Source organism: Delftia sp. DS1230 (assembly GCF_040112715.1).
Taxonomy (GTDB): Bacteria; Pseudomonadota; Gammaproteobacteria; order Burkholderiales; family Burkholderiaceae_C; genus Comamonas; species Comamonas tsuruhatensis.
The window spans coordinates 2,203,896-2,223,727 of the sequence record NZ_CP157763.1 but is presented as its reverse complement, the minus strand read 5'-3'; the positions used below and the strand labels follow the sequence as shown (position 1 = coordinate 2,223,727).

18 protein-coding genes and 1 other RNA gene are annotated in these 19,832 nt (G+C 63.0%); 11 read left to right on the top strand and 8 right to left on the bottom strand.

All coding sequences use genetic code 11. The annotated features are described in order from the left end of the window. Positions 1–55 precede the first annotated feature (55 nt). Both AAN986_RS09850 and AAN986_RS09845 read left to right on the top strand, forming a co-directional pair. Positions 56–475 carry a CopG family transcriptional regulator gene (locus AAN986_RS09850; protein ID WP_017406949.1) on the top strand — a complete coding sequence of 140 codons (420 nt, stop codon included), beginning with the start codon at positions 56–58 and terminating at the stop codon, positions 473–475. Positions 476–485: 10 nt separating this feature from the next. Next, positions 486–1,595 carry a PHB depolymerase family esterase gene (locus AAN986_RS09845; RefSeq protein WP_349335618.1) on the top strand — a complete coding sequence of 370 codons (1,110 nt, stop codon included), beginning with the start codon at positions 486–488 and terminating at the stop codon, positions 1,593–1,595. A gap of 641 nt (positions 1,596–2,236) precedes the next feature. On the opposite strand, the gene AAN986_RS09840 is transcribed toward AAN986_RS09845, so the two are convergent. Continuing rightward, the gene (locus AAN986_RS09840) at positions 2,237–2,524 is read right to left on the bottom strand and encodes an H-NS histone family protein (RefSeq protein ID WP_016449500.1); all 288 of its coding nucleotides are present in this window, start codon (positions 2,522–2,524) and stop codon (positions 2,237–2,239) included. A gap of 654 nt (positions 2,525–3,178) precedes the next feature. On the opposite strand from AAN986_RS09840, the gene AAN986_RS09835 reads away from it, so the two are divergent. Further along, positions 3,179–3,613, top strand: a complete 435-nt coding sequence (locus tag AAN986_RS09835; RefSeq protein ID WP_047218068.1) for a YbaY family lipoprotein — start codon at positions 3,179–3,181, stop codon at positions 3,611–3,613. Positions 3,614–3,684: 71 nt separating this feature from the next. On the opposite strand, the gene AAN986_RS09830 is transcribed toward AAN986_RS09835, so the two are convergent. Then, a complete protein-coding gene (locus AAN986_RS09830; protein WP_043791506.1) occupies positions 3,685–4,308 on the bottom strand; it encodes a glutathione S-transferase in 624 nt (207 codons plus the stop codon). A gap of 164 nt (positions 4,309–4,472) precedes the next feature. Between AAN986_RS09830 and AAN986_RS09825 the strand changes: the two genes are divergently transcribed. Then, positions 4,473–4,874: a ribonuclease HI family protein gene (locus tag AAN986_RS09825; protein WP_306307625.1), complete on the top strand. Its 402-nt coding sequence runs from the start codon at positions 4,473–4,475 to the stop codon at positions 4,872–4,874. Between the two features lie 17 nt (positions 4,875–4,891). On the opposite strand, the gene AAN986_RS09820 is transcribed toward AAN986_RS09825, so the two are convergent. After that, positions 4,892–5,218, bottom strand: coding sequence for a tetratricopeptide repeat protein (locus AAN986_RS09820; RefSeq protein WP_082138069.1), 327 nt, complete (start codon positions 5,216–5,218; stop codon positions 4,892–4,894). 483 nt (positions 5,219–5,701) lie between these two features. Between AAN986_RS09820 and AAN986_RS09815 the strand changes: the two genes are divergently transcribed. After that, on the top strand, positions 5,702–5,935 hold the full coding sequence (locus AAN986_RS09815) for a hypothetical protein (RefSeq protein WP_152683542.1): 234 nt from the start codon (positions 5,702–5,704) through the stop codon (positions 5,933–5,935). 254 nt (positions 5,936–6,189) lie between these two features. Here AAN986_RS09815 and AAN986_RS09810 read toward each other — a convergent pair whose 3' ends face one another. Further along, positions 6,190–10,011 carry an ExeM/NucH family extracellular endonuclease gene (locus tag AAN986_RS09810; RefSeq protein ID WP_047218067.1) on the bottom strand — a complete coding sequence of 1,274 codons (3,822 nt, stop codon included), beginning with the start codon at positions 10,009–10,011 and terminating at the stop codon, positions 6,190–6,192. Between the two features lie 466 nt (positions 10,012–10,477). On the opposite strand from AAN986_RS09810, the gene AAN986_RS09805 reads away from it, so the two are divergent. Next, positions 10,478–10,774, top strand: coding sequence for an H-NS histone family protein (locus tag AAN986_RS09805; protein ID WP_016449506.1), 297 nt, complete (start codon positions 10,478–10,480; stop codon positions 10,772–10,774). A gap of 62 nt (positions 10,775–10,836) precedes the next feature. Next, positions 10,837–11,055: a hypothetical protein gene (locus AAN986_RS09800; protein ID WP_016453327.1), complete on the top strand. Its 219-nt coding sequence runs from the start codon at positions 10,837–10,839 to the stop codon at positions 11,053–11,055. Positions 11,056–11,131: 76 nt separating this feature from the next. Here AAN986_RS09800 and ssrA read toward each other — a convergent pair. From ssrA to ompA, 4 genes are all read right to left on the bottom strand, one after another. Further along, positions 11,132–11,509: a transfer-messenger RNA gene (gene ssrA, locus AAN986_RS09795) on the bottom strand. A gap of 12 nt (positions 11,510–11,521) precedes the next feature. Beyond that, positions 11,522–12,187 carry an HAD-IA family hydrolase gene (locus AAN986_RS09790; protein WP_016449508.1) on the bottom strand — a complete coding sequence of 222 codons (666 nt, stop codon included), beginning with the start codon at positions 12,185–12,187 and terminating at the stop codon, positions 11,522–11,524. Between the two features lie 5 nt (positions 12,188–12,192). Then, a complete protein-coding gene (gene ubiG / locus AAN986_RS09785; RefSeq protein ID WP_017406940.1) occupies positions 12,193–12,915 on the bottom strand; it encodes a bifunctional 2-polyprenyl-6-hydroxyphenol methylase/3-demethylubiquinol 3-O-methyltransferase UbiG in 723 nt (240 codons plus the stop codon). Positions 12,916–13,000: 85 nt separating this feature from the next. Beyond that, positions 13,001–13,660 (bottom strand): outer membrane protein OmpA, encoded by a 660-nt coding sequence (ompA, locus tag AAN986_RS09780; RefSeq protein WP_016449510.1) that lies wholly within the window; start codon positions 13,658–13,660, stop codon positions 13,001–13,003. Between the two features lie 229 nt (positions 13,661–13,889). Between ompA and gyrA the strand changes: the two genes are divergently transcribed. From gyrA to AAN986_RS09760, 4 genes are all read left to right on the top strand, one after another. After that, positions 13,890–16,556 (top strand): DNA gyrase subunit A, encoded by a 2,667-nt coding sequence (gene gyrA, locus AAN986_RS09775; protein WP_047218013.1) that lies wholly within the window; start codon positions 13,890–13,892, stop codon positions 16,554–16,556. Positions 16,557–16,679: 123 nt separating this feature from the next. Next, positions 16,680–17,789, top strand: coding sequence for a 3-phosphoserine/phosphohydroxythreonine transaminase (serC, locus tag AAN986_RS09770; protein WP_016454363.1), 1,110 nt, complete (start codon positions 16,680–16,682; stop codon positions 17,787–17,789). Between the two features lie 17 nt (positions 17,790–17,806). Then, on the top strand, positions 17,807–18,907 hold the full coding sequence (gene pheA / locus AAN986_RS09765) for a prephenate dehydratase (RefSeq protein WP_016449513.1): 1,101 nt from the start codon (positions 17,807–17,809) through the stop codon (positions 18,905–18,907). Next, the gene (locus tag AAN986_RS09760) at positions 18,907–19,785 is read left to right on the top strand and encodes a prephenate dehydrogenase/arogenate dehydrogenase family protein (protein ID WP_016449514.1); all 879 of its coding nucleotides are present in this window, start codon (positions 18,907–18,909) and stop codon (positions 19,783–19,785) included. The genes pheA and AAN986_RS09760 overlap by 1 nt, the downstream gene beginning before the upstream one ends. The last annotated feature ends 47 nt before the right edge of the window (positions 19,786–19,832 follow it).

The following is a 19,832-nucleotide window of genomic DNA, read 5'->3' as shown; positions in this document are numbered from 1 at the left end:
GCCAGGCCTTGAAACCATCCCTAAACCATCCATATGGATGGCATAAGGATGTTCCATGGCCGCAAACACAACCACCTCCAACCCTCGCGTGAGCGAATCCGAGAAGCTCACCATCAATCTGGGCTATGTCGACCTGGGCCAGATCGACCTGCTGGTCGCCGAAGGCTTCTACGCCAACCGCAGCGATTTCATCCGCACAGCGATACGCAATCACCTGCGCAGCCATGCGGACGCGGTGCAACAGGTCGTCGCCCGCAAGATGCTGGTCCTTGGGATGCAGCATTTCTCCCAAGCCGATCTCATGCGGGTGCAGGCTGCCGGGGAAAAGCTGCAGATCCGCGTGTTGGGCCTGGCCAGCATCGCGCAGGACGTGCCTGCGCAGCTTGCCGCCGAAACCATCGAATCCATCACGGTGCTGGGAGCGCTCCAGGCCAGCCCCGCCGTTCGTGCCGCTCTGGCCGGCCGCATTACCTGAGAACCATTCCATGAAACAGCTTTTTCAAGACATGCTGGGCGAGGCGACACGCCTGACGCGCACCGGCCATCTGCTGGAAGCCACCGAGCTGATTCAGCGCACGCTGCGAGGCCAAAGTGCGCCCACACCCCACGACAAGCCAGCCGCAACCAGTCATCGGGATGCAGGCTGGATCGTCGATGCCGAAGCCCGCTTCATCGACGATGCTCCCGAACTCGCCGTGCCTGCGGGCACATCGCAGGCAGGCACGTCCAGCAACGAGCAATGGCTGCTCGGCAGCTACTCTCACGGAGGCCGGCAGCTGGCTTATCGGCTGTACGTGCCGCCAGGCAGTGCCCTCGAAGCGGGACCTCGCCCGCTCATCCTCATGCTGCACGGCTGCACCCAAGGGCCGCAAGACTTCGCCGCCGGCACGCGCATGAATGACCAGGCGCGCAGCGCTGGCGTAATGGTGCTCTATCCCGAACAAACACAGCATGCAAACTCGCAAAGGTGCTGGAACTGGTTCAAGGCCCAGCACCAGCAACGGGGCCGGGGCGAGCCCGCACTGCTGGCAGGCCTCACGCGCCAGGTGATGGCCGACCATGGAGCGGACGCATCGCGGGTCTATGTCGCCGGACTTTCGGCCGGAGGTGCAATGGCGGACATATTGGGACGCACCTATCCCGAGCTGTTCGCCGCCGTGGGCGTGCATTCGGGCCTGGCCGCCGGTGCCGCGTCCAATCTGCCCTCAGCCCTCGAGGCGATGCTAAGAGGCGCAGCATCTGGCTCGGCCAGCGGCCCCAGCGTGTGTCCAGTGATCGTGTTTCATGGTGACGCGGACACCACGGTACATCACGACAACGGCGCGGCCGTCGTGCATGCTGCACGCAGCGCGCAAAGCCCCACAGGCGCACCTCGCGTCAGCCAGGGCCATGCGCCGAACCGCCAACGGTTCACCCGCTCTGCCTATATCGCAGCCGATGGCAGTACCGCCATCGAGCACTGGCAACTGCATGGCGCAGGCCACGCCTGGTCCGGCGGCAGCGCAGCAGGCAGCTACACCGCGCCGGGAGGAATCGACGCCAGCGCCGAGATGCTGCGCTTTTTCCTTTCGCACCAGCGTGCGCGCAACTGCTGATTCGGCGCCGCTGCTCGCATTCGCCAACCACATGATTTCAAAGGCTCACAAGGGTTAGGAATGGTTGAGCATGGGCCTATTACTCCGGAAGAGCAGGCTCAGCAATAAATGGGCTGGCCAGGACAGCAAAAGGGCCCCCAGGGTCCTTTTTTGCCTGCATGGAGTCAAGCTGCCTCGAAAGGCATGGGAAATCACCGCGAGGCACAAGAGACAAGGCAGCCATATGAAATTCACGATGGGTCGAAAGCTCTGCCAGATGAGATAAGCACAGCCCTGACCATTTCGGAAGCTGGAATACAGGAGCCTTGTCCATGCTGGAGACCTTGATAAATCCGGGCTACGCCTGCGAAGGATATGCAGTGAAAGCCAGGCAGGACGTACAGGATCTTCTTGTAAGCCTGGCCTGCAGGCCTGCATGGCAGCAGATGCTGCGCAGTAATACGCGGTGGACGCACTGCCAGCGCCAGCGGCATGGTCCGCGAGAGATACCTTACCGCGCTCTTCCACATGTCCAGCTCGGTCTGGGAGACCTTCGGGCAAGACAGCGCTCAGTCGCCCTTTCCCGGACAGCTGCCGGCCGATCGAACCCACACGGGGACCCACAAAAGAAAAGGCCCGCGACTGCGGGCCCTTGATCAGATTCAGATCTCGAAAGCGGTTCGGTCCGCTGCGTCCTTGATCCAGCCGGGAGGCTTGCCCCGGCCGGTCCATGTTGCGCCAGTGGACGGATCACGGTACTTGGCCACACCTGTACCAGCAGGAGACTTGCGCTTACCGGTAGCAAACACGTCTTCCTGGGTCAACTGGAACTGCTGGACCAGTTCACGGACCTTGGCGATGGCACCGCCTTTTTCGGCTTTGAGGACCTCGGCAATGCGAGCCTCGATCTCGGCCTTTTGCTGAAGGAGAGTCTTGTAATCAGATGTCATGGCTTTTTCTTTGGATGCATGCTAGCAAAAACGCATTCTATTCAAAAAATGCTCCGCACCCCAAAGCACAAGCTTTCCACCGCCGTGTGCTGGGACAGAGAAGCCCTTCCGCGCGGCACGCCACACCCGTGGGCGAGGCTCCGTGGCCGACGCGGCGGCTGCCCAGATCGATCGCTGCCGCACCTCTGCACACTTGCGCACACCTCTTCGCGCCAAGGAGTCAGCCCCTCGGGCTGCAATGACTTGCCCTCAGCTGCCGCGATGTGGGGATAGTTGCCCAGACACGTCAAAAGAAACGGTCTCTCGCCTGCTGCGAGCGATGGCAAAAGCAAGAACGATTCACCGCCCAAAGAGGAGCGGCGGATTGATGAGAAGTAAAGCAAATAGATCGGGACGCTTGACCCATCGCTCTTGGCATGGCGCAGGCTTCGAACGATGCAGCCCCCTCCGAAACCCTGTGGACTGTCTGGCAGCGTCCTTCATGCACCGGCGCGACCTGAGCTTTCACACGCCCGTCGCCCTGGCTGGCAACCCGACCGCAGATCGGCGTATGCGACTTTGGGAAATGGCAGCAGCCTCTGTGGAACCCGTTCCTACAGCCCTCCAGAATGCGCCAAGCCAGACTGGGACCTTTCCAATCAAGAAGGAATTCCCATGAATCCCAACATCCTCCAGCGCCGCACCTCTCTCGCCATCGTGATGGCCGCCGCACTTTTGGGCGCATGTGCCCAGTCCCAGCCCTCGCCCAACGCGCCGGTCACCGCCGTCATGGGCACGGTCGATCTGAGAGAGCCCATGCCGCTCCCGTCCGATGCCGTGCTGGTTGTGGAGCTGCAGGACACCTCTCGCGCCGATGCCGCCGCCCCCGTGATATCTCAGCAATCCGTGCGGCTTGAAGGCCTCAAGCCCCCGTTCAGCTACAAGCTGCCCGTGGAGCCCAATCGTCTCAATCCTGCGGCGCAATATACGGTGATCTCACGCATCACCCAGGGCAACCAGCTCATCTTCACCAATGACACCGTCCACCCGGTCCTGACCCGTGGAGCAGGCCCGAAGGCCGATATGGTGCTGGTGCGGGTTGCCCCCTGACCTTCCCTAAAAAGACGAAACCCGCAGGACATTCCGGCGGGCTTTTTCGCGCAGAGGGCACCAGGCGGCCATCAAGGCATGCCGTTGGCACCATGCGTGCGAAAGCCTGGGCGCTCGCAAAGCCGCTCATAGTACGCACGGACTGCAGGCAAGTCAGGGCGCTCCATCGGGGCAGACAGCCAGCGGTGGGCAGACAGGCCCAGCACGATGTCGGCAAGGGTGAGTTGCGCGCCTGCAGCAAAGGCGCCTGTGCGCGACAGTTGCTCCTCCAGTATGCGCATGTGGCGATGCCAGTTCGCCATGCTGCTGGCCAGCAGCGCAGGATCCTGATGCTCGGGACTGTTTCTCACCAATCCCATGAAGGCATAGCGCCAGGAGTTGTTCAGTTCGGTCGCCTGCCAGTCCATCCATTGCTCGACGCGTGCGCGCTCTGCGGGTGCTGCAGGCAGCAGGTCATGCCGAGCCTGGCGCGCGGCAAGATAGCGGCAAATGGTGTTGGACTCCCACAGCACCAGCGCCCCATCAAGCAGCACGGGAACCATGGCATTCGGGTTGAGTGCAAGAAATCCCGGCTCCTGCGTTGACCGATGGCCCGAACCCCACTCTTCCTGTTCGAACGAGACTCCCAGCTCCACGCAAAGCCACAGCACCTTGCGCACATTGATGGACGATGACTTTCCCAGAATCCTGATCATTCGCAGCCTTCTTCGGTTTCGGTGATTTGCAATCCTGCATTGTCCCGTCCAATCCGATGAGGAATGCGGTCAGATTCCCACTGCTGCCGCATGATGCAGACATGCCTCTGGAACAGCCGTCATCCCGCCGAAACCACTCTGGCCCTTCTCCGACCGACACAGACCTGTGGACTGCATACATCGATGCAAGCGCACTGCCCAACCCGGGTCGCATGGCCTTGGGAGCCGTCATCACGGCGCCCGACGGAACACGGCAGCTTCTGTCCCAGGTCTGCCCCGACCAAGGCTGCAACAACGAAGCCGAGCTGCGGGCCTTGATGGCTGTGCTGCAGACCCTGCTAGGCCTGCAGGCTCGCCGGCTGGCCATCTTCACGGACAGCAGCGTCCTGGTAGAGCAGTTGGCGCCATCGCCCCGCCCCACCAGGCCCATCGTGCGGCTGGCCGACCTTTTCGATCAGGCCCGCGCCATGCTGGCCGAGTTCGAGCATGTGCAACTGCGCTGGATTCCTCGTCACCGCAACACCGAGGCCGACGCGCTGGCCAGAGCGGCCCTTTTGCAGCCGTGACCCCGCGCTTGCCGCACTCAGGCGGACTGCTGCCTGTCCAGCCGCTTGAGGAACACACCAATCTCCTTGACGACCTGGGCATCTCCCTTTCCCTCAGCACAGGCCAACCCCGTGCTCCACGCCTGCCGAGCCCCCGAAGCATCGTCCAGCGCCAGCAATGCCCGGCCCAGAAGCTTCCATGCCACCGAATAGCCGGGATCGAGTTCAGTGGCGCGCTGCAGGTGCGAGTGCGCCACAGCAGGCGCATCGCCATCAAGATACGCCTTGCCCAACGTGCAGCGCATCAAAGCCGAGTCCTTGCCGGACGCCAGGAGGCCCTCGAGCCTTTGCGTCATTTCGTTCATGGTTTCATCCTTTGGTGGCAATGCATGTTCTCGATCCAGCTGAAATTGCGGTCATGCTACAATCTCGCGGTTGTCTGCGCAGACAATGCTGTATCTCACGCCGGCGCGTCGTGCACTACGACGAAAAAAACAACGGTGACAGCCGCAGAGACGTTCTGCCGTAAAACGATGGTCGCGTAAGAGCCATCGTCCACATCACCCGCAAAAAGCCCGCTTTCAAGCGGGCTTTTTGCATTCCCACTGCCCGGCTGGTCTCACGATGGCGTGTGAAAAACAGGATTTACGACTCAGTTGCATGCAACTTCACCCGAGTTAGCTCCGTCAAGCACCTTGTTTCAATTTACACTTGACAACCAGGAAGGACCGGAGGCGCCAGACGCCAGCGCTCTCATTTCAAACTCTTAGCATGTGTCCTTCCAGGATTGATCGCATGGAACGCTCCATTCAGCGCCCCGGCCGCCTCCGCAGCCGGGGCGTTTTTTCTTGACGACGATCGCTCAGGCGCCCTGGCAACAACCGAAACGGGCACAAAGGCAAGTTTTTTCTCAATTCCAGAGAAAAGCACAGGTTTATTTGAGAATGATTCTTGTTTGCGTGTATGATTCAACCCATGCCGCAGCATTCATGGTGTTGCAGCAGTTCAGTTTCATCGTGGGGCGACTCGTCAGGCCAGTTCAGCCTGCAGTCGTTTTTGCCAGCCAGCGGTATGCCGGTTAGCCAGGCTCTTTTTTAAAGCACGATCATTTCTGGATATTCAATGCATCAGTTGCACTGAGCAGCGTCCACAGCAGGCGCTTTTTCTTCGCCTCAACACTGCCATCGCGCATCCATCGCGCACCGGCCTGCGACTGCACGCCAAATTTCTCTGAACTCCATCGCATCCAGGCAATGCCCTGACTGCAGATTTCCTTCGCGCAATGCAACAGGCCCGGCCCGCGCCAAGCGCAAGCCGGGCCTTTCCCGTTGCCGGATCAGGAACCGCGACGGCGCAAACGGATGGCCAGCCCGCCCATCATCAGACTTAGCAGAGCCACAGCCCATTCGCTCAGTGAAGGAATCGCCGCTGGCGTGCCGCCGCCGACCGCCGCAGCAGGCACAACCAGTGCAGAGGGATCTTCCACCCGGCCGTTGGCCACCAGATCGTCATCACCCAGGCCACCATCGCGCAGCACGAAGGAGACGACGCGCCCCTGCAGCGTTGCCGGTATCCGATACCAGTGCTGCGTGGCGTTGTCGCTTGTGCGCCCCCACTTCCAGTACTCGGCACCGCTGGGCAGATCACTGGGATAGGTCAGCTTGACAGTCACGAGCGCACCCGCATCACAGCCATCGGTATTCAGCTTCAGCAGTCCGTGGGGCACCACAGCCCCCGGACGCGGTGTGCCAGGCGCCGCCATGACCTGAGGCGGCTCGGCCAGGCGGCAGTTGATACCGCCGCCGGCGACTTCGCCCGATACCGCCATCTGGCCCGACCCGGTGATGTTGAAGCGGTTGGCCTGGTCCACAGGACCTGCAGCAGCCGCCAGCAACGGATAGCTGGCAGTCACAGGCGCATGGACCCCATCGCTCGCGCTCAATTGCAAGCTGGCCGAACCGGCCACCGATGCCAGATAGACGGCGGAGCGAAATTGCTCCGACACCTGAGCGGGGCTGCCGCGCAACTGTATGCCCGGCTGCGCGGCATCGGCGTCCTCGAGTCCAAGCACCTGCCCGTTGCTGGCAACAATGGACAGCGTCACGACAGGGCTGTCGGCATCTGCCACCTGCACATCGGCCAGATCGGCCGCCTGGCCAACCACCACGGATTGCGCATTGGCGGGCAAGCCACTGAGCGATGGTGCCTGCCCACCGAAATTCAGACCCAGCAAAATCGGATTGTGGTCGCTGGAACGATAGGCCGTCGGCGCATAGAAGCCGGCCTGCTGGTCCAGCGACTTGAACTCGAGGTTGTAGTCCAGGACTTCAGGCTCCTCGGCATTGATGGCCCACTTGACCGCGCGCCCCACGCTCGGCTGCAGGCTGGCACTTACCAGCACATGGTCCAGCGAGCCCCACATTCCATCGAACGCATAGGACAGGCCCTGAGACACCTTGGCGTAGCCGCCATCCTCCAGCGCCTTGATGGGGTCCTCCTTAGAGTACGCATTGAAATCCCCGACCAGCACCACATGCGGGCTGGTCGTGCCTGTGGGCCGGGTTGCCAGCCAACTGCTCAGTTGCTCGGCCGTCTTCACACGCGCGGCGTTGTTGGCGCCCTGGCCGTCAAGCGCGTCTGCATTGCCCGGGCTGCTGAGCACGCTGCCCTTGGATTTGAAGTGATTCACCACCAGCGTGAACTGCTCCGTGCTGCCGCCTACCGCAAAAGTCTGTGCAATCGGTACGCGTGCGCCGCCTACGCCTGGGTTGAAGGCGTCGTAGGTGGTGACGCTGGGTGCCGCTGCGCTGCCCACCGGCGTGACACGATCGCTGCGATAGAGGATGGCCACGGTGATCGCATCCGTGCCAGCACCCGCCACCGTACCTGAAGCCTCGCTGAAAGGCGCCTTGACCACCGCATACACGGCGCCGGCAGGCTTGTCCGCACTCGCGTTCAAGGCGTCGGCCAGATCCTGGATGGCGCTGCCCGGGCCAAAGCCGTTGTTCTGCACCTCCATCAGGCCATACACATCGGCGCCCAGCCCCAGCAGATTGGCCACGATCTTGGCGCGCTGCCTGTCCAGCTCGGCAATGCTGTTGGCACCACGAATGCCCTGCTGATTGCCCAGGGGCGTGCTGAACATCACCTGGGAAGAGCCGCTGGTGGCGCCCGTCAGGTTGAAGAAATTGAGCACGTTGGCCGAGGCAATCTTGAGCGATGCCGCCCCCACAGCCTGCTGCAACTGAGCAGCCGAGGGACGCGCCGCCCCCGAGAACTGCGGCGTCTGCGTAGGCTGTACGCGGTAGCTGGTCAGATATGGCTCGCTGGCAGCTGCATCCGAGAACTGATCGAGCACGCCGATGACACGGTCCACGCCATCGCCGGCACGCAGCGTGTTGGAGGCCGACAGAGACTGTCCGCCGCGGCCCGGCACAGAGGCGGGATTCTGTGCGCCCGAGCGATCATCCAGAATGATCTGGCTGCGCTGCAATGTCTGCACATAGGCGGCATAGCCCGTCACGCTGGGCGCATTGAGTTCGGTGTACTGCGCCAGCGGCGCGTCGGCAGACAGCGTGACATTGCCGTAGCGGCCCAGCGTGCGGTTGTCGCTCACCACCAGCTTGCCGCCCGCAGTGGCGGACGCGACCTCCACACGCATCCCCTCCAGACGCTCCCACTGCCCCATGTCGCTGACAGGCAGCGTGACGCGCACGGGCTCCGGCAAGGCGGCCGCGCCACGGACCACGAAGTCCGTGACGGCGCTGAGCTGGGTCTGGTTGCGAAACTCGCTCACCGAGGCGGAGACCTGCACCAGCTTGCCTACCGTGCCCTCATCCACCCCGGGATTCGCATTGCCGTAATAGACGAAGACGCCCTCCGAGGTGGCAGCATCGCCATCGGAATCCGCCTCCTCCTCCTGCACGAAGAAGCCACTCAACCCTGGCATATAGGCCGTTACCACGGCGCTCACTGTCACCTTCTGCCCCACCAGGGGAGACTGGTCGCCGGAACCCTGGAGTGCAGAAATTCTGGTGATGGGCGGCTCGTCCCCGGTCGTGAAGCCCAGCGCCGTGCCGGTCCACACATTGCCCGAGGTATCCAACACCGGCTCGCCCACGGGAACCAGGCTGTAGGACGTATTGACCGCCAGCCGCACACCGGCGTTGAGCGTGATGGTCGAGCCACTGAATTTCACCTTCGCCGCATCGCCAGCCTGCAGCATTGCCACCACGGTGCTGCCCTGGCGCAGTTCGAAGCTGCCGCTACCGGGTTTCACCGCCTCATCAAAGCTCAGCTTGATTTCGGGATTCAGCGCCACCCCGGTTGCCGCCGCAGCAGGAATGGTGGCCTGCACAGTGGGTGGCGTGGTATCGGGCAGTGCCAGGGCGATGGAGACATCGTCAACGGCCAGGCCGTGATCGTTGCCCACATCATTGAGCTCGATCCAACGCAGCCACAACGTGGCGCCTGGCGCCCAGCCCAGACCGCGCAGATCGCCGCCCACATCATTCACCCGTCCGGCCACATTGCCATCCACCGGGGCGGCAGTACCGGTAGCGATCGGCGATTTCCAATTGAAATTCGCACCGGCAGGCAGCCATTCAGGCACATCGGCAAAGGTCGCGCCCATGCCGTACTCCAGCTCCATGGGCTGCTCGGAGGTGTTGCCGCCATTGCGCCATTGCTCGCCACTGAATCGCAGGCTGATGCCATCCACCGCGCCGCCCGTGTCATTGCGCATCGCCAGCGCAATCCAGCCGGCCACGGCACCCTGGGAGGGGCTGCCAAAGTAAGCTCCACCCGATGCCACACCACCCAATGCACGGTCCGCATCCAGCCCCAGGCTGTAGAAGCTGCCGGCATTGGACGCGCCATTGCCTGCCGCATATGCAGTGATGCCCGCCAGGTTCCTGTTGAAGAGAAACCAGCCCGGCAGGGTGCTGTCATTGGCCCAGGCCAGCCCCGTCCCGGATGCGGCCAGGGTGTCGAAATTCTGCGCATAGGTGCCGGTGAAAGGAACCTGCGCCCATACGCCGGCGGAGGCCGAAAGAAGCAGGCCTGCACCATACAGACGCCAACGATGGCGCTGCAGCGGCGGACTCATCGGATTGGCCGGGTTGAATACAAACGGAATCAGCGTGCGGGCAATGGACATGGATGTGCAATAAAAAAATAATGCGCATCCCCCCGTGGTTGCGCAACTTCCGGTTTATCGCGCATGGACATGACCAGCCTGTGACTTGGCGGATGCTCCCGCGTCCTACGCGCAGACTGGCCGCTCACCCATCTCCCACTCCCCACACGGCATGCATCATTGCACCCAGTTTCTGAATCGTTTCATTGCCGGCCCTGGGGCATTTCCTCCTCCCTCCCTCTCATTCCCCCAGGAAGCCTTCAAAAAGGCACCGGCTCTTTCTTCCCAGGCCAGCGCAAGCCGCTGGCCTTTTTCTTGGGCGCGCCTCGTCGCCAAAACCATCCTCGTCACCCGTCTTGAACGCGCCACGTCGCTGGAGGCTTTTCGTGCGTCCGCACACTCCCACACTCTTTTTCTTACTCATAACTTACAAAAAATTCATTCCCGTGATATACACGCGCATCTCCCACTGAAAATCATCATCGCCATGACATCCGACTACAGAGCCCTGCTGCAACAAAAAGCCGATCTTGAGAAAAAGATCGACGCTCTGATCAAGCACGCAAGAACGGATGCGATCACTGAAGCAAAGGCCATGGTGCAGCAATATGGCCTGACGAAAGAGGATGTCTTCCCCTCCGCCAGGATCAAACCTCGCAAGACCGGACAGCGCAGCGTGGGCGAACCCAAATTCCGCAACCCCGAAACCGGCGCAACCTGGACAGGCCGCGGAAAGCCGCCCAAGTGGATAGAAGGCAAGGACCGCGCAAGCCTCGCCATCTGATCGCCAGCCATATTCAGGCGCGATGCCATACCATGTGCTTCCATCACCAGGAGGAAGCACACATGAGCAAACAGAACTCGGACACGCTGTTGGCTGCAGAACTGGCCGACCACTTCATAGAAGTCATTTTGTCGACCAAGCCCGAACTGCTGGTGTCGGGCATCGGCGGAGTGGCAGACCTGAACCATATACAGCATGGAGCCAAGGCCCTGGCACATTTCCGCCTGACGCTGATCCAGGAACTGTCCCAGCAGCCCATGCCCGACATGAACAGCCACTGAGGCAGGCGCGAGGCAACGAACAGGCAAGAAAAAACCGCCACACACTGAGGTCTTCAGTGTGTGGCGGTGTCTTGGATGGTGGAGCTGGCGGGAATTGAACCCGCGTCCGCAAGCCTTCGCCGGGCAGATCTACATGTTTAGCGTTCTGTTTTGAGTCTCGCCTCCCGAGTCGCGCAGGCGCACGCTACCCGGGATGCCAGCTTCCTTGGATCTTGCCACGTACTAAGAAGCCCAGCACGCAGCCAGCTGATGTGAATTCCCTTGCAGCCGGGAGGTATTGCTACCCCCTTGCCCAGCCCATCAGCGTGCTGTTGCAAGGCTCACCGGATTTAAGCGGCGAGTGCGAAACGTTCGTCGTTTGCAGTTAGTTTTTTGAATGGAGATTTACGAGCGTCAATCAAGCTCGACATGCACCACACCGGTCCCGAACCCACGTCGAAACCAGGACAGCCCCAAGGCTCCTATCTTAGCCTCTTTCCAGCAGTTTCAAGAGCTCCAGCGGAGAATTGATTTGCGCATCCGCCTGCCAGTGCAGCGTATCGCCGGCTGCGCCAAGGTAGCCGTAGCAAGCCGCCACGGTCTTCATGCCTGCGGCCTTGCCTGCAACGATGTCGCGCTCGTCGTCACCGACATAGACAAAACTCTCGGGAGGAAGGCCGATACGCGCGGCAGCCTCCAGCAAGGGTGCAGGATGGGGCTTTGCATGGGGCGTGGTGTCGCCGCTGACGACGGCTGACGCAGTTGCGAACAGCGGCATCTGTTGCGTCAGCGGATCGGTAAAGCGCATGGACTTGTTCGTGACCACGCCCCAGGGCATGGACACAGCCTGGAGTCGTGCAATCAGTTCCTCGACACCCTCGAACGCATAGGTGCGCTCTGTCATGCATTGCTCGTAGTTGCGGAAGAACTCCTCGCGCATCTGCGCAAACTCGGGCGAGTCGGGCGTGAGCCCGAACCCCACCCCCAGCATGCCCCGCGCCCCCGCGCCCGCCATGGGTCGATATCGCTCATAGGGAATTGAAGGCATACCCCGATCCGTACGCATCCTGTCTGCGGCTGCACCCAGGTCTGGTGCACTGTCGATCAAGGTGCCGTCCAGATCGAACAGCACGGCTCGGACTTCTTTCCACATGCAGCTTACCCCTCAGCCCGGCGCGTGGCCAGCATGTAGTTCACAGATGTGTCTGCACTGAGCCAGTAGCGCCCTGTGATGGGGTTGTGCTGCAGGCCCTTGCTGGCCTGCAGATCAAGGCCAGCCTGACGGGCGAACATGGCGAGTTCGCTGGGCTGGATCAGTTTCGCGTACTCATGCGTTCCCTTGGGAATCATCTTGAGCAGGTATTCTGCCGCGACGATGGCCAGACCGAAGGCCTTTGCACTGCGGTTGATCGTGGAGAAGAACACCCAGCCGCCAGGCTTGACCAGCTCAGCACAGGCCGATACCACGGAGGCGGGATCGGGCACATGCTCCAGCATCTCCATGCAGGTCACCACATCAAAGGAACCAGGCTGCTCCTGGGCCAGACGCTCCACACTGACTTCGTGGTAGTGGATGTTGGGCGTACCCGTCTCCAGTGCATGCAGCTGGGCCACGCGCAATGCCTTGGTGGCCAGATCGATGCCAACCACTTCGCGCGCACCCTTGCGCGCCATGGAGTCGGCAAGGATGCCGCCGCCACACCCGACATCCAGAATTCTGCGCCCCTTCAAGGGAACTTGCGCATCGATCCAGTCCAGCCGCAGCGGATTGATCTGATGCAGGGGTTTGAACTCACTTTCCGGGTCCCACCAGCGATGGGCCAGGCTGGAGAATTTCTCCAGCTCCGCCGGGTCGGCGTTGAGGTTGATTGCGTTGCTCATGGCGTCGATTGTCGGCGATTGCGGCGACCGTTCAGCCATAAAAAAAGCCCCGTTGCCGGGGCTTTTGCGAGAAGCAATCGAAAGATTACTGGGCGGCGCGGGTGCCGACCACTTCGATTTCCACGCGACGGTTCTTCGCGCGGCCTTCCTTGGTCTTGTTGTCGGCGATAGGCTGCTTTTCGCCCTTGCCTTCGGTGTAGACGCGGTTCTTTTCGATGCCCTTGGACACCAGGTAAGCCTTCACAGCTTCAGCGCGGCGAACCGACAGCTTCTGGTTGTAGGCGTCAGAGCCAACGGAGTCGGTGTGACCCACGGCGATGACCACTTCCAGGTTGATGCCCTTGACCTTGGAGGCCAGGTCGTCCAGCTTGGCCTTGCCTTCGGGCTTCAGAACCGACTTGTCGAAGTCGAAGAAAGCGTCGGCAGAGAAGGTCACCTTGGAGGCCACGGCCGGAGCGGGTGCCGGTGCGGGTGCGGGAGTTGCCGGAGCGGGCGTTGCGGCGGGAGCCACAGCGGCGGCCACAGGCTTCAGAGCGCCGTCGCAGTCAGCAGCTGCAGTGGCGGGCGTCCAGTTGGCATCGCGCCAGCACAGTTCGTTCGTGCCGTTCTTCCACACCAGTTCGCTGGTGCCGTTTTGCCAGTTGTCGATGGTCTTGCCACCGTCAGCAGCCTTCACTTGTGCGCCAGCGGCCGTTGCGAGGGCGGCAGAGGCAAACAACATCGCCACTTTGTTCAGTTTCTTCATGGTTCTCCTCTTGGGGAAAAAGCCGCAGCAGGGCTGCGAATCTGTGGACGTCATCAGTGACCATCACCAAAAACGTTGAATTGATTGTGCCATACGTCACATGCAGACGGACCGCCAAGCGGGGGCCAACAAGTAGGACAGCGGCGGAATTCCAGGGTTATGTTGCTCGGCTGCTACACGTCATTCGACCTAAAATGGGCCTTTTCCCGCCGTCAGAGTATCGCCACACATGACCCAGTTTGCTAAAGAAACCCTGCCCATCAGCCTCGAAGAGGAGATGCGTCGCAGCTATCTCGATTACGCAATGAGCGTGATCGTGGGCCGGGCGCTGCCCGATGCGCGAGATGGTCTCAAGCCTGTGCATCGGCGCGTGCTGTTCGCCATGCACGAGCTCAACAACGACTGGAACCGGCCGTACAAGAAGTCGGCGCGTATCGTCGGCGACGTGATCGGTAAGTACCACCCGCACGGAGACAGCGCGGTGTACGACACCATCGTGCGCATGGCACAGGACTTCTCGCTGCGCCACATGCTGGTCGACGGGCAGGGCAACTTCGGTTCGGTGGACGGGGACAGCGCGGCGGCGATGCGTTACACCGAAATCCGCCTGTCCAAGATCTCCCACGAGATGCTGGGCGACATCGACAAGGAGACGGTGGACTACGGCCCGAACTACGACGGCAGCGAGCGCGAGCCGCTGGTGCTGCCTGCGCGGCTGCCCAACCTGCTGGTCAATGGTTCCTCGGGCATTGCCGTGGGCATGGCCACCAATATTCCACCGCACAACCTCAACGAGGTGGTGGACGCCTGCCTGCACCTGCTGCAGACGCCCCAGGCCACCATCGACGAGCTGATGGAGATCATCCCCGCGCCCGACTTCCCGACGGCCGGCATCATCTATGGCATCAACGGTGTCAAGGAGGGCTATCGCACGGGTCGCGGACGCGTGGTGATGCGCGCCAAGTGCCACTTCGAGGACATCGACCGCGGCCAGCGCCAGGCCATCATCGTCGATGAGCTGCCCTACCAGGTCAACAAGAAGACGCTGCAGGAGCGCATGGCCGAGCTGGTGCACGAAAAGAAGATCGAGGGCATCAGCCACATCCAGGACGAGTCCGACAAGTCGGGCATGCGCCTGGTGATCGAGCTCAAGCGCGGCGAAGTGCCCGAGGTCGTGCTCAACAACCTGTACAAGCTGACCCAGCTGCAAGACACCTTCGGCATGAACATGGTGGCGCTGGTCGATGGCCAGCCCAAGCTGTGCAATCTGAAGGATCTGGTCGAGGTCTTCCTGCAGCACCGCCGCGAAGTGGTCACGCGCCGCACGGTCTATGAACTGCGCAAGGCGCGCGAGCGCGGCCATGTGCTGGAGGGCCTGGCGGTCGCGCTGGCCAACATCGACGACTTCATCGCCATCATCCGCAACGCGCCCACGCCACCTGTGGCCAAGGCCGAGCTGATGACGCGCAACTGGGACAGCAAGCTGGTGCGCGAGATGCTGACGCGCACCCGTACCGATGGCGGCGTGGTCAATGCCGACGACTACCGCCCCGACGGCCTGGAACGCGAATTCGGCATGCAGGCCGATGGCCTGTACCGCCTGTCCGAGACCCAGGCCCAGGAAATCCTGCAGATGCGCCTGCAGCGCCTGACCGGCCTGGAGCAGGACAAGATCGTCGCCGAGTACAAGGACGTGATGTCCGTCATCGAGGACCTGCTGGACATCCTGTCCAAGCCCGAGCGCGTGTCGGCCATCATTGGCGACGAACTCAAGCAGATCAAGGCCGAGTTCGGCCAGAGCAAGGTCGGCGCCCGCCGCAGCACGGTCGAGTACAGCGCGCAGGACCTGTCCACCGAGGACCTGATCACGCCCACCGACATGGTGGTCACGCTCAGCCACACGGGCTACATCAAGAGCCAGCCGCTGTCCGAGTACCGCTCGCAAAAGCGCGGCGGCCGCGGCAAGCAGGCCACGGCCACCAAGGAAGACGACTGGATCGACCAGTTGTTCATCGCCAACACGCACGACTACCTGCTGTGCTTTTCCAACCGCGGCCGCCTGTACTGGCTCAAGGTCTGGGAAGTGCCGGCGGGCTCGCGCGGTTCGCGTGGCCGCCCCATCGTCAACATGTTCCCTCTGCAGGATGGCGAGAAGATCAACGTGGTGCTGCCGCTGACGGGCGAGTACCGCAGCTTCCCGGCCGACCACTATGTGTTCATGTCCACCAGCATGGGCACCGTGAAGAAGACGGCGCTGGACGAGTTCTCCAACCCGCGCAAGGCCGGCATCATCGCCGTGGGCCTGGACGAGGGCGATTTCCTGATCGGCGCAGCCCTCACCGACGGCAAGCATGACGTGATGCTGTTCAGCGACGGCGGCAAGGCCGTTCGATTCGACGAAAACGACGTGCGCCCCATGGGCCGCAATGCGCGTGGCGTCAAGGGCATGACCCTGGAAGAGGGCCAGAGCGTGATCGCAATGCTGGTGGCCGAGGACGAATCGCAAAGCGTGCTCACGGCCACGGAAAACGGCTACGGCAAGCGCACGTCCATCGTCGAGTACACGCGCCATGGCCGAGGCACCAAGGGCATGATTGCCATCCAGCAGTCCGAGCGCAACGGCAAGGTGGTCGCCGCCACCCTGGTCCACGCCGATGACGAAATCATGCTGATCACCGACACTGGCGTGCTGGTGCGTACCCGGGTGTCGGAAATCCGCGAACTGGGCCGAGCCACCCAGGGCGTGACGCTGATCTCGCTGGACGAAGGCGCCAAGCTGGGCGGCCTGCAGCGCATCGTCGAAAACGATGCCAACGAAGTCGAGGGCGAGGCCACGGGCGAGGAAGTCCCGGGCGGCGACGAAGCCGCTGCCGAAGGCACGGGCGAGCCCGCCTGATGACCCGGCCGCCGCTGGGGCTGCCTCCCACACCGGGAGTGCAGCCGTAGCGGCGGCCCAGATTTTTGACAGTTGCAGGCCCCGCCCGAACTGGCGCCTGCGCGTGACTTGACAGTGAACTCCATGAACCGCCCTTACAACTTCTCCGCCGGCCCTGCCGCCATTCCCGCCGAAGTGCTGCAGCAGGCAGCCGCCGAAATGCTCGACTGGCACGGGTCCGGCATGAGCGTGATGGAGATGAGCCACCGCGGCAAGGAGTTCATCTCCATCTACGAACAGGCCGAGGCCGATCTGCGCGAGCTGCTGGCCGTGCCGCCCGAATTCAAGATTCTGTTCATGCAGGGCGGCGGCCTGGCCGAGAACGCCATTGTTCCGCTGAACCTGTCGCGCGCCGGCACGGTGGACTTCGTGCTCAGCGGCAGCTGGAGCCAGAAGTCGGCCAAGGAAGCACGCAAGTACGTAGCCGATGCACACATCGCAGCCAGCGGCGAGGACAGCCAATTCACCACCCTGCCCGCCCCCGAAAGCTGGCAACTGAGCCGTGGCGCCAGCTACGTGCACATCTGCAGCAACGAAACCATCCATGGCGTGGAGTTCCAGGAACTGCCCGACCTGAAGGCGCTGGGCTGCGATGCTCCGCTGGTGGTGGATTTCTCCTCGCACGTGGCCTCGCGCCCCGTCGATTGGAGCCGCGTGGGCCTGGCGTTCGGCGGTGCGCAAAAGAACCTGGGCCCGGCCGGCCTGACCCTGGTCATCGTGCGCGAGGACCTGCTGGGCCACGCCCTGCCCGCCTGCCCTTCGGCCTTCGACTACAAGACCGTGGCCGACAACCAGTCGATGTACAACACGCCGCCCACCTGGGGCATCTACATCGCGGGCCTGACCTTCCAGTGGATCAAGCGCCAGACCGAAGGCGGCCTGACCGGCGTGGCGGCCCTGCAGGCGCGCAATATCGCCAAGGCCGACCTGTTCTACCAGTACGTGGACCAGTCCTCGTTCTACGTGAACAAGGTCGCTGCCAATTGCCGCTCGCGCATGAACATCCCTTTCTTCCTGCGCGACGAGTCGCGCAATGACGCCTTCCTGGCCGGAGCCCGGGAACGCGGCCTGCTGCAGCTCAAGGGCCACAAGTCCGTCGGCGGCATGCGTGCCAGCATCTACAACGCCATGCCCATCGCTGGCGTGCAGGCGCTGGTGGAGTACATGCGCGAATTCGAACAGCGCAACGCCTGACCGACCACACCCCTTCCATGAGCACCCCACCCCAAGCCTCTCCCGATCTGGCGCATCTGCGCGTGCAGATCGACGATATCGACCAGCAACTGCTGGATCTGCTGAACCGACGCGCCCGCGTGGCCGAGCAGGTCGGCGAGGTCAAGAAGCGTGAAGGCACGCCCTTCTTCCGCCCTGACCGCGTGGCCCAGGTCATCCAGAAGATCGAGTCCGCCAACCCCGGCCCGCTCAAGAACGCCCATGTCTCGGCCATCTGGCGCGAGATCATGTCGGCCTGCCTGGCGCTGGAGTCACCCCAGCGCGTGGCCGTGCTGGGCCCGGCGGGCACGTTCTGCGAGGAAGCGGCCATCCAGTACTTCGGCGGCGCGGCCGACCTGATGTACTGCAACAGCTTCGACGAGGTGTTCCACGCCACGGCTGCGGGCAGCGCGCAGTACGGAGTGGTGGGCGTGGAGAACTCCAACGAAGGCGTGGTCACGCGCTCGCTGGACATGTTCCTGCATACGCCCTGCCACGTGGTGGGAGAGGTCAGCCTGCTGGTGCGCCACAACCTGCTGCGCAGCACCAGCACGACCGAAGGCATCAAGGTGGTTGCAGCTCACCCCCAGGCCCTGGCCCAATGTCAGGGCTGGCTGTCCAAGCATCTGCCACATGCCGAACGCCGCCCGGTGTCCAGCAACGCCGAAGGCGCCCGCCTGGCGGCGCTGCACCCCGACATCGCCGGCCTGGCCAGCGAACGCGCGGCCCAGCAATTCGGCCTGCACGTGGTGGCGCATGCCATTCAGGACGATGCCTACAACCGTACGCGCTTCGCCGTCATCTGCCTGCCGCATACGCTGGCGACGCCCGCACCCAGCGGGCAGGATTGCACCAGCATCATCATCTCCGTGCCCAACCGTCCCGGCGCCGTGCATGACCTGCTGGTACCGCTCAAGCGGCACGGCGTCTCCATGACGCGCTTCGAATCGCGCCCCGCACGCACCGGCCAGTGGGAGTACTACTTCTACATCGACCTCGAAGGTCACCCGGCCCAGCCCAACGTGGCCAGCGCGCTGCAGGAGCTGCGCGAGCTGTGCGCCTTCTACAAGGTGCTGGGCACCTATCCGGTCTCCAAGTGATGCAGCCGTTCGAACAACTGGGGTTGATCGGCTGCGGCCTCATGGGCGGCTCGTTCGCGCTGGCGCTCAAGCAGGCCGGGCTGGTCAAGCGTGTCGTGGGCTACAGCAAATCCCCGTCCACCACCGAGCGCGCACGCCAGATGGGCGTCATCGATGTGGAGGCACCCTCGGCCCTGCTGGCCGCCGCCGGCGCAGACCTGGTGCTGCTGGCGGTGCCCGTGGCGGCCACCGAGGCCACGCTCAAGTCCATCAAGCACTTGGTCACGCCCGGGATGATGATCATGGACGTGGGCTCCACCAAGGTCGATGTGGTGCATGCCGCCCGCTCGGCATTGCGCGACCAGCTCGGCTCCTTCGTGCCGGCCCACCCCATTGCGGGCAAGGAAGTCTCGGGCGTCGAGCATTCCGACCCCCAGCTGTACAAGGGCGCACAGGTCATCCTGACGCCCACGGAACGCACACTGACCGAGCACCTCCAAAAGGCCCAGTCCCTGTGGGAGCTGCTGGGCTGCCGCGTGCGCGCCATGTCGCCAGAAGCCCACGACAGCGCCTTTGCCACGGTCAGCCACCTGCCGCATCTGCTGGCCTTCGCCATGATGCAAAGCGTGATCACCCAGCCCGATTCCGATGAGGTGCTGTCCCTGGCCGGCCCCGGCTTCCGTGACTTCACGCGCATTGCAGCAGGCGACCCCAAGATGTGGCGCGATGTGCTGCTGGCCAACAGCGAACAGGTGCTGGCGCAGTCGCGCCAGTTCCAGCAGGCGCTGCAGCAACTCGAATGCCTGATCCAGGCCGGCGACGGCCAAGGCCTGGAAGACCACCTGACCCTGGCCAGCGCGGCGCGTGCCCACTGGCGCATGGGCGTACCGCGCCGCTGACGCGCAACGCCGGCCGCGCTCCAAGCGCCCCCAAGCGCATCTGTGGA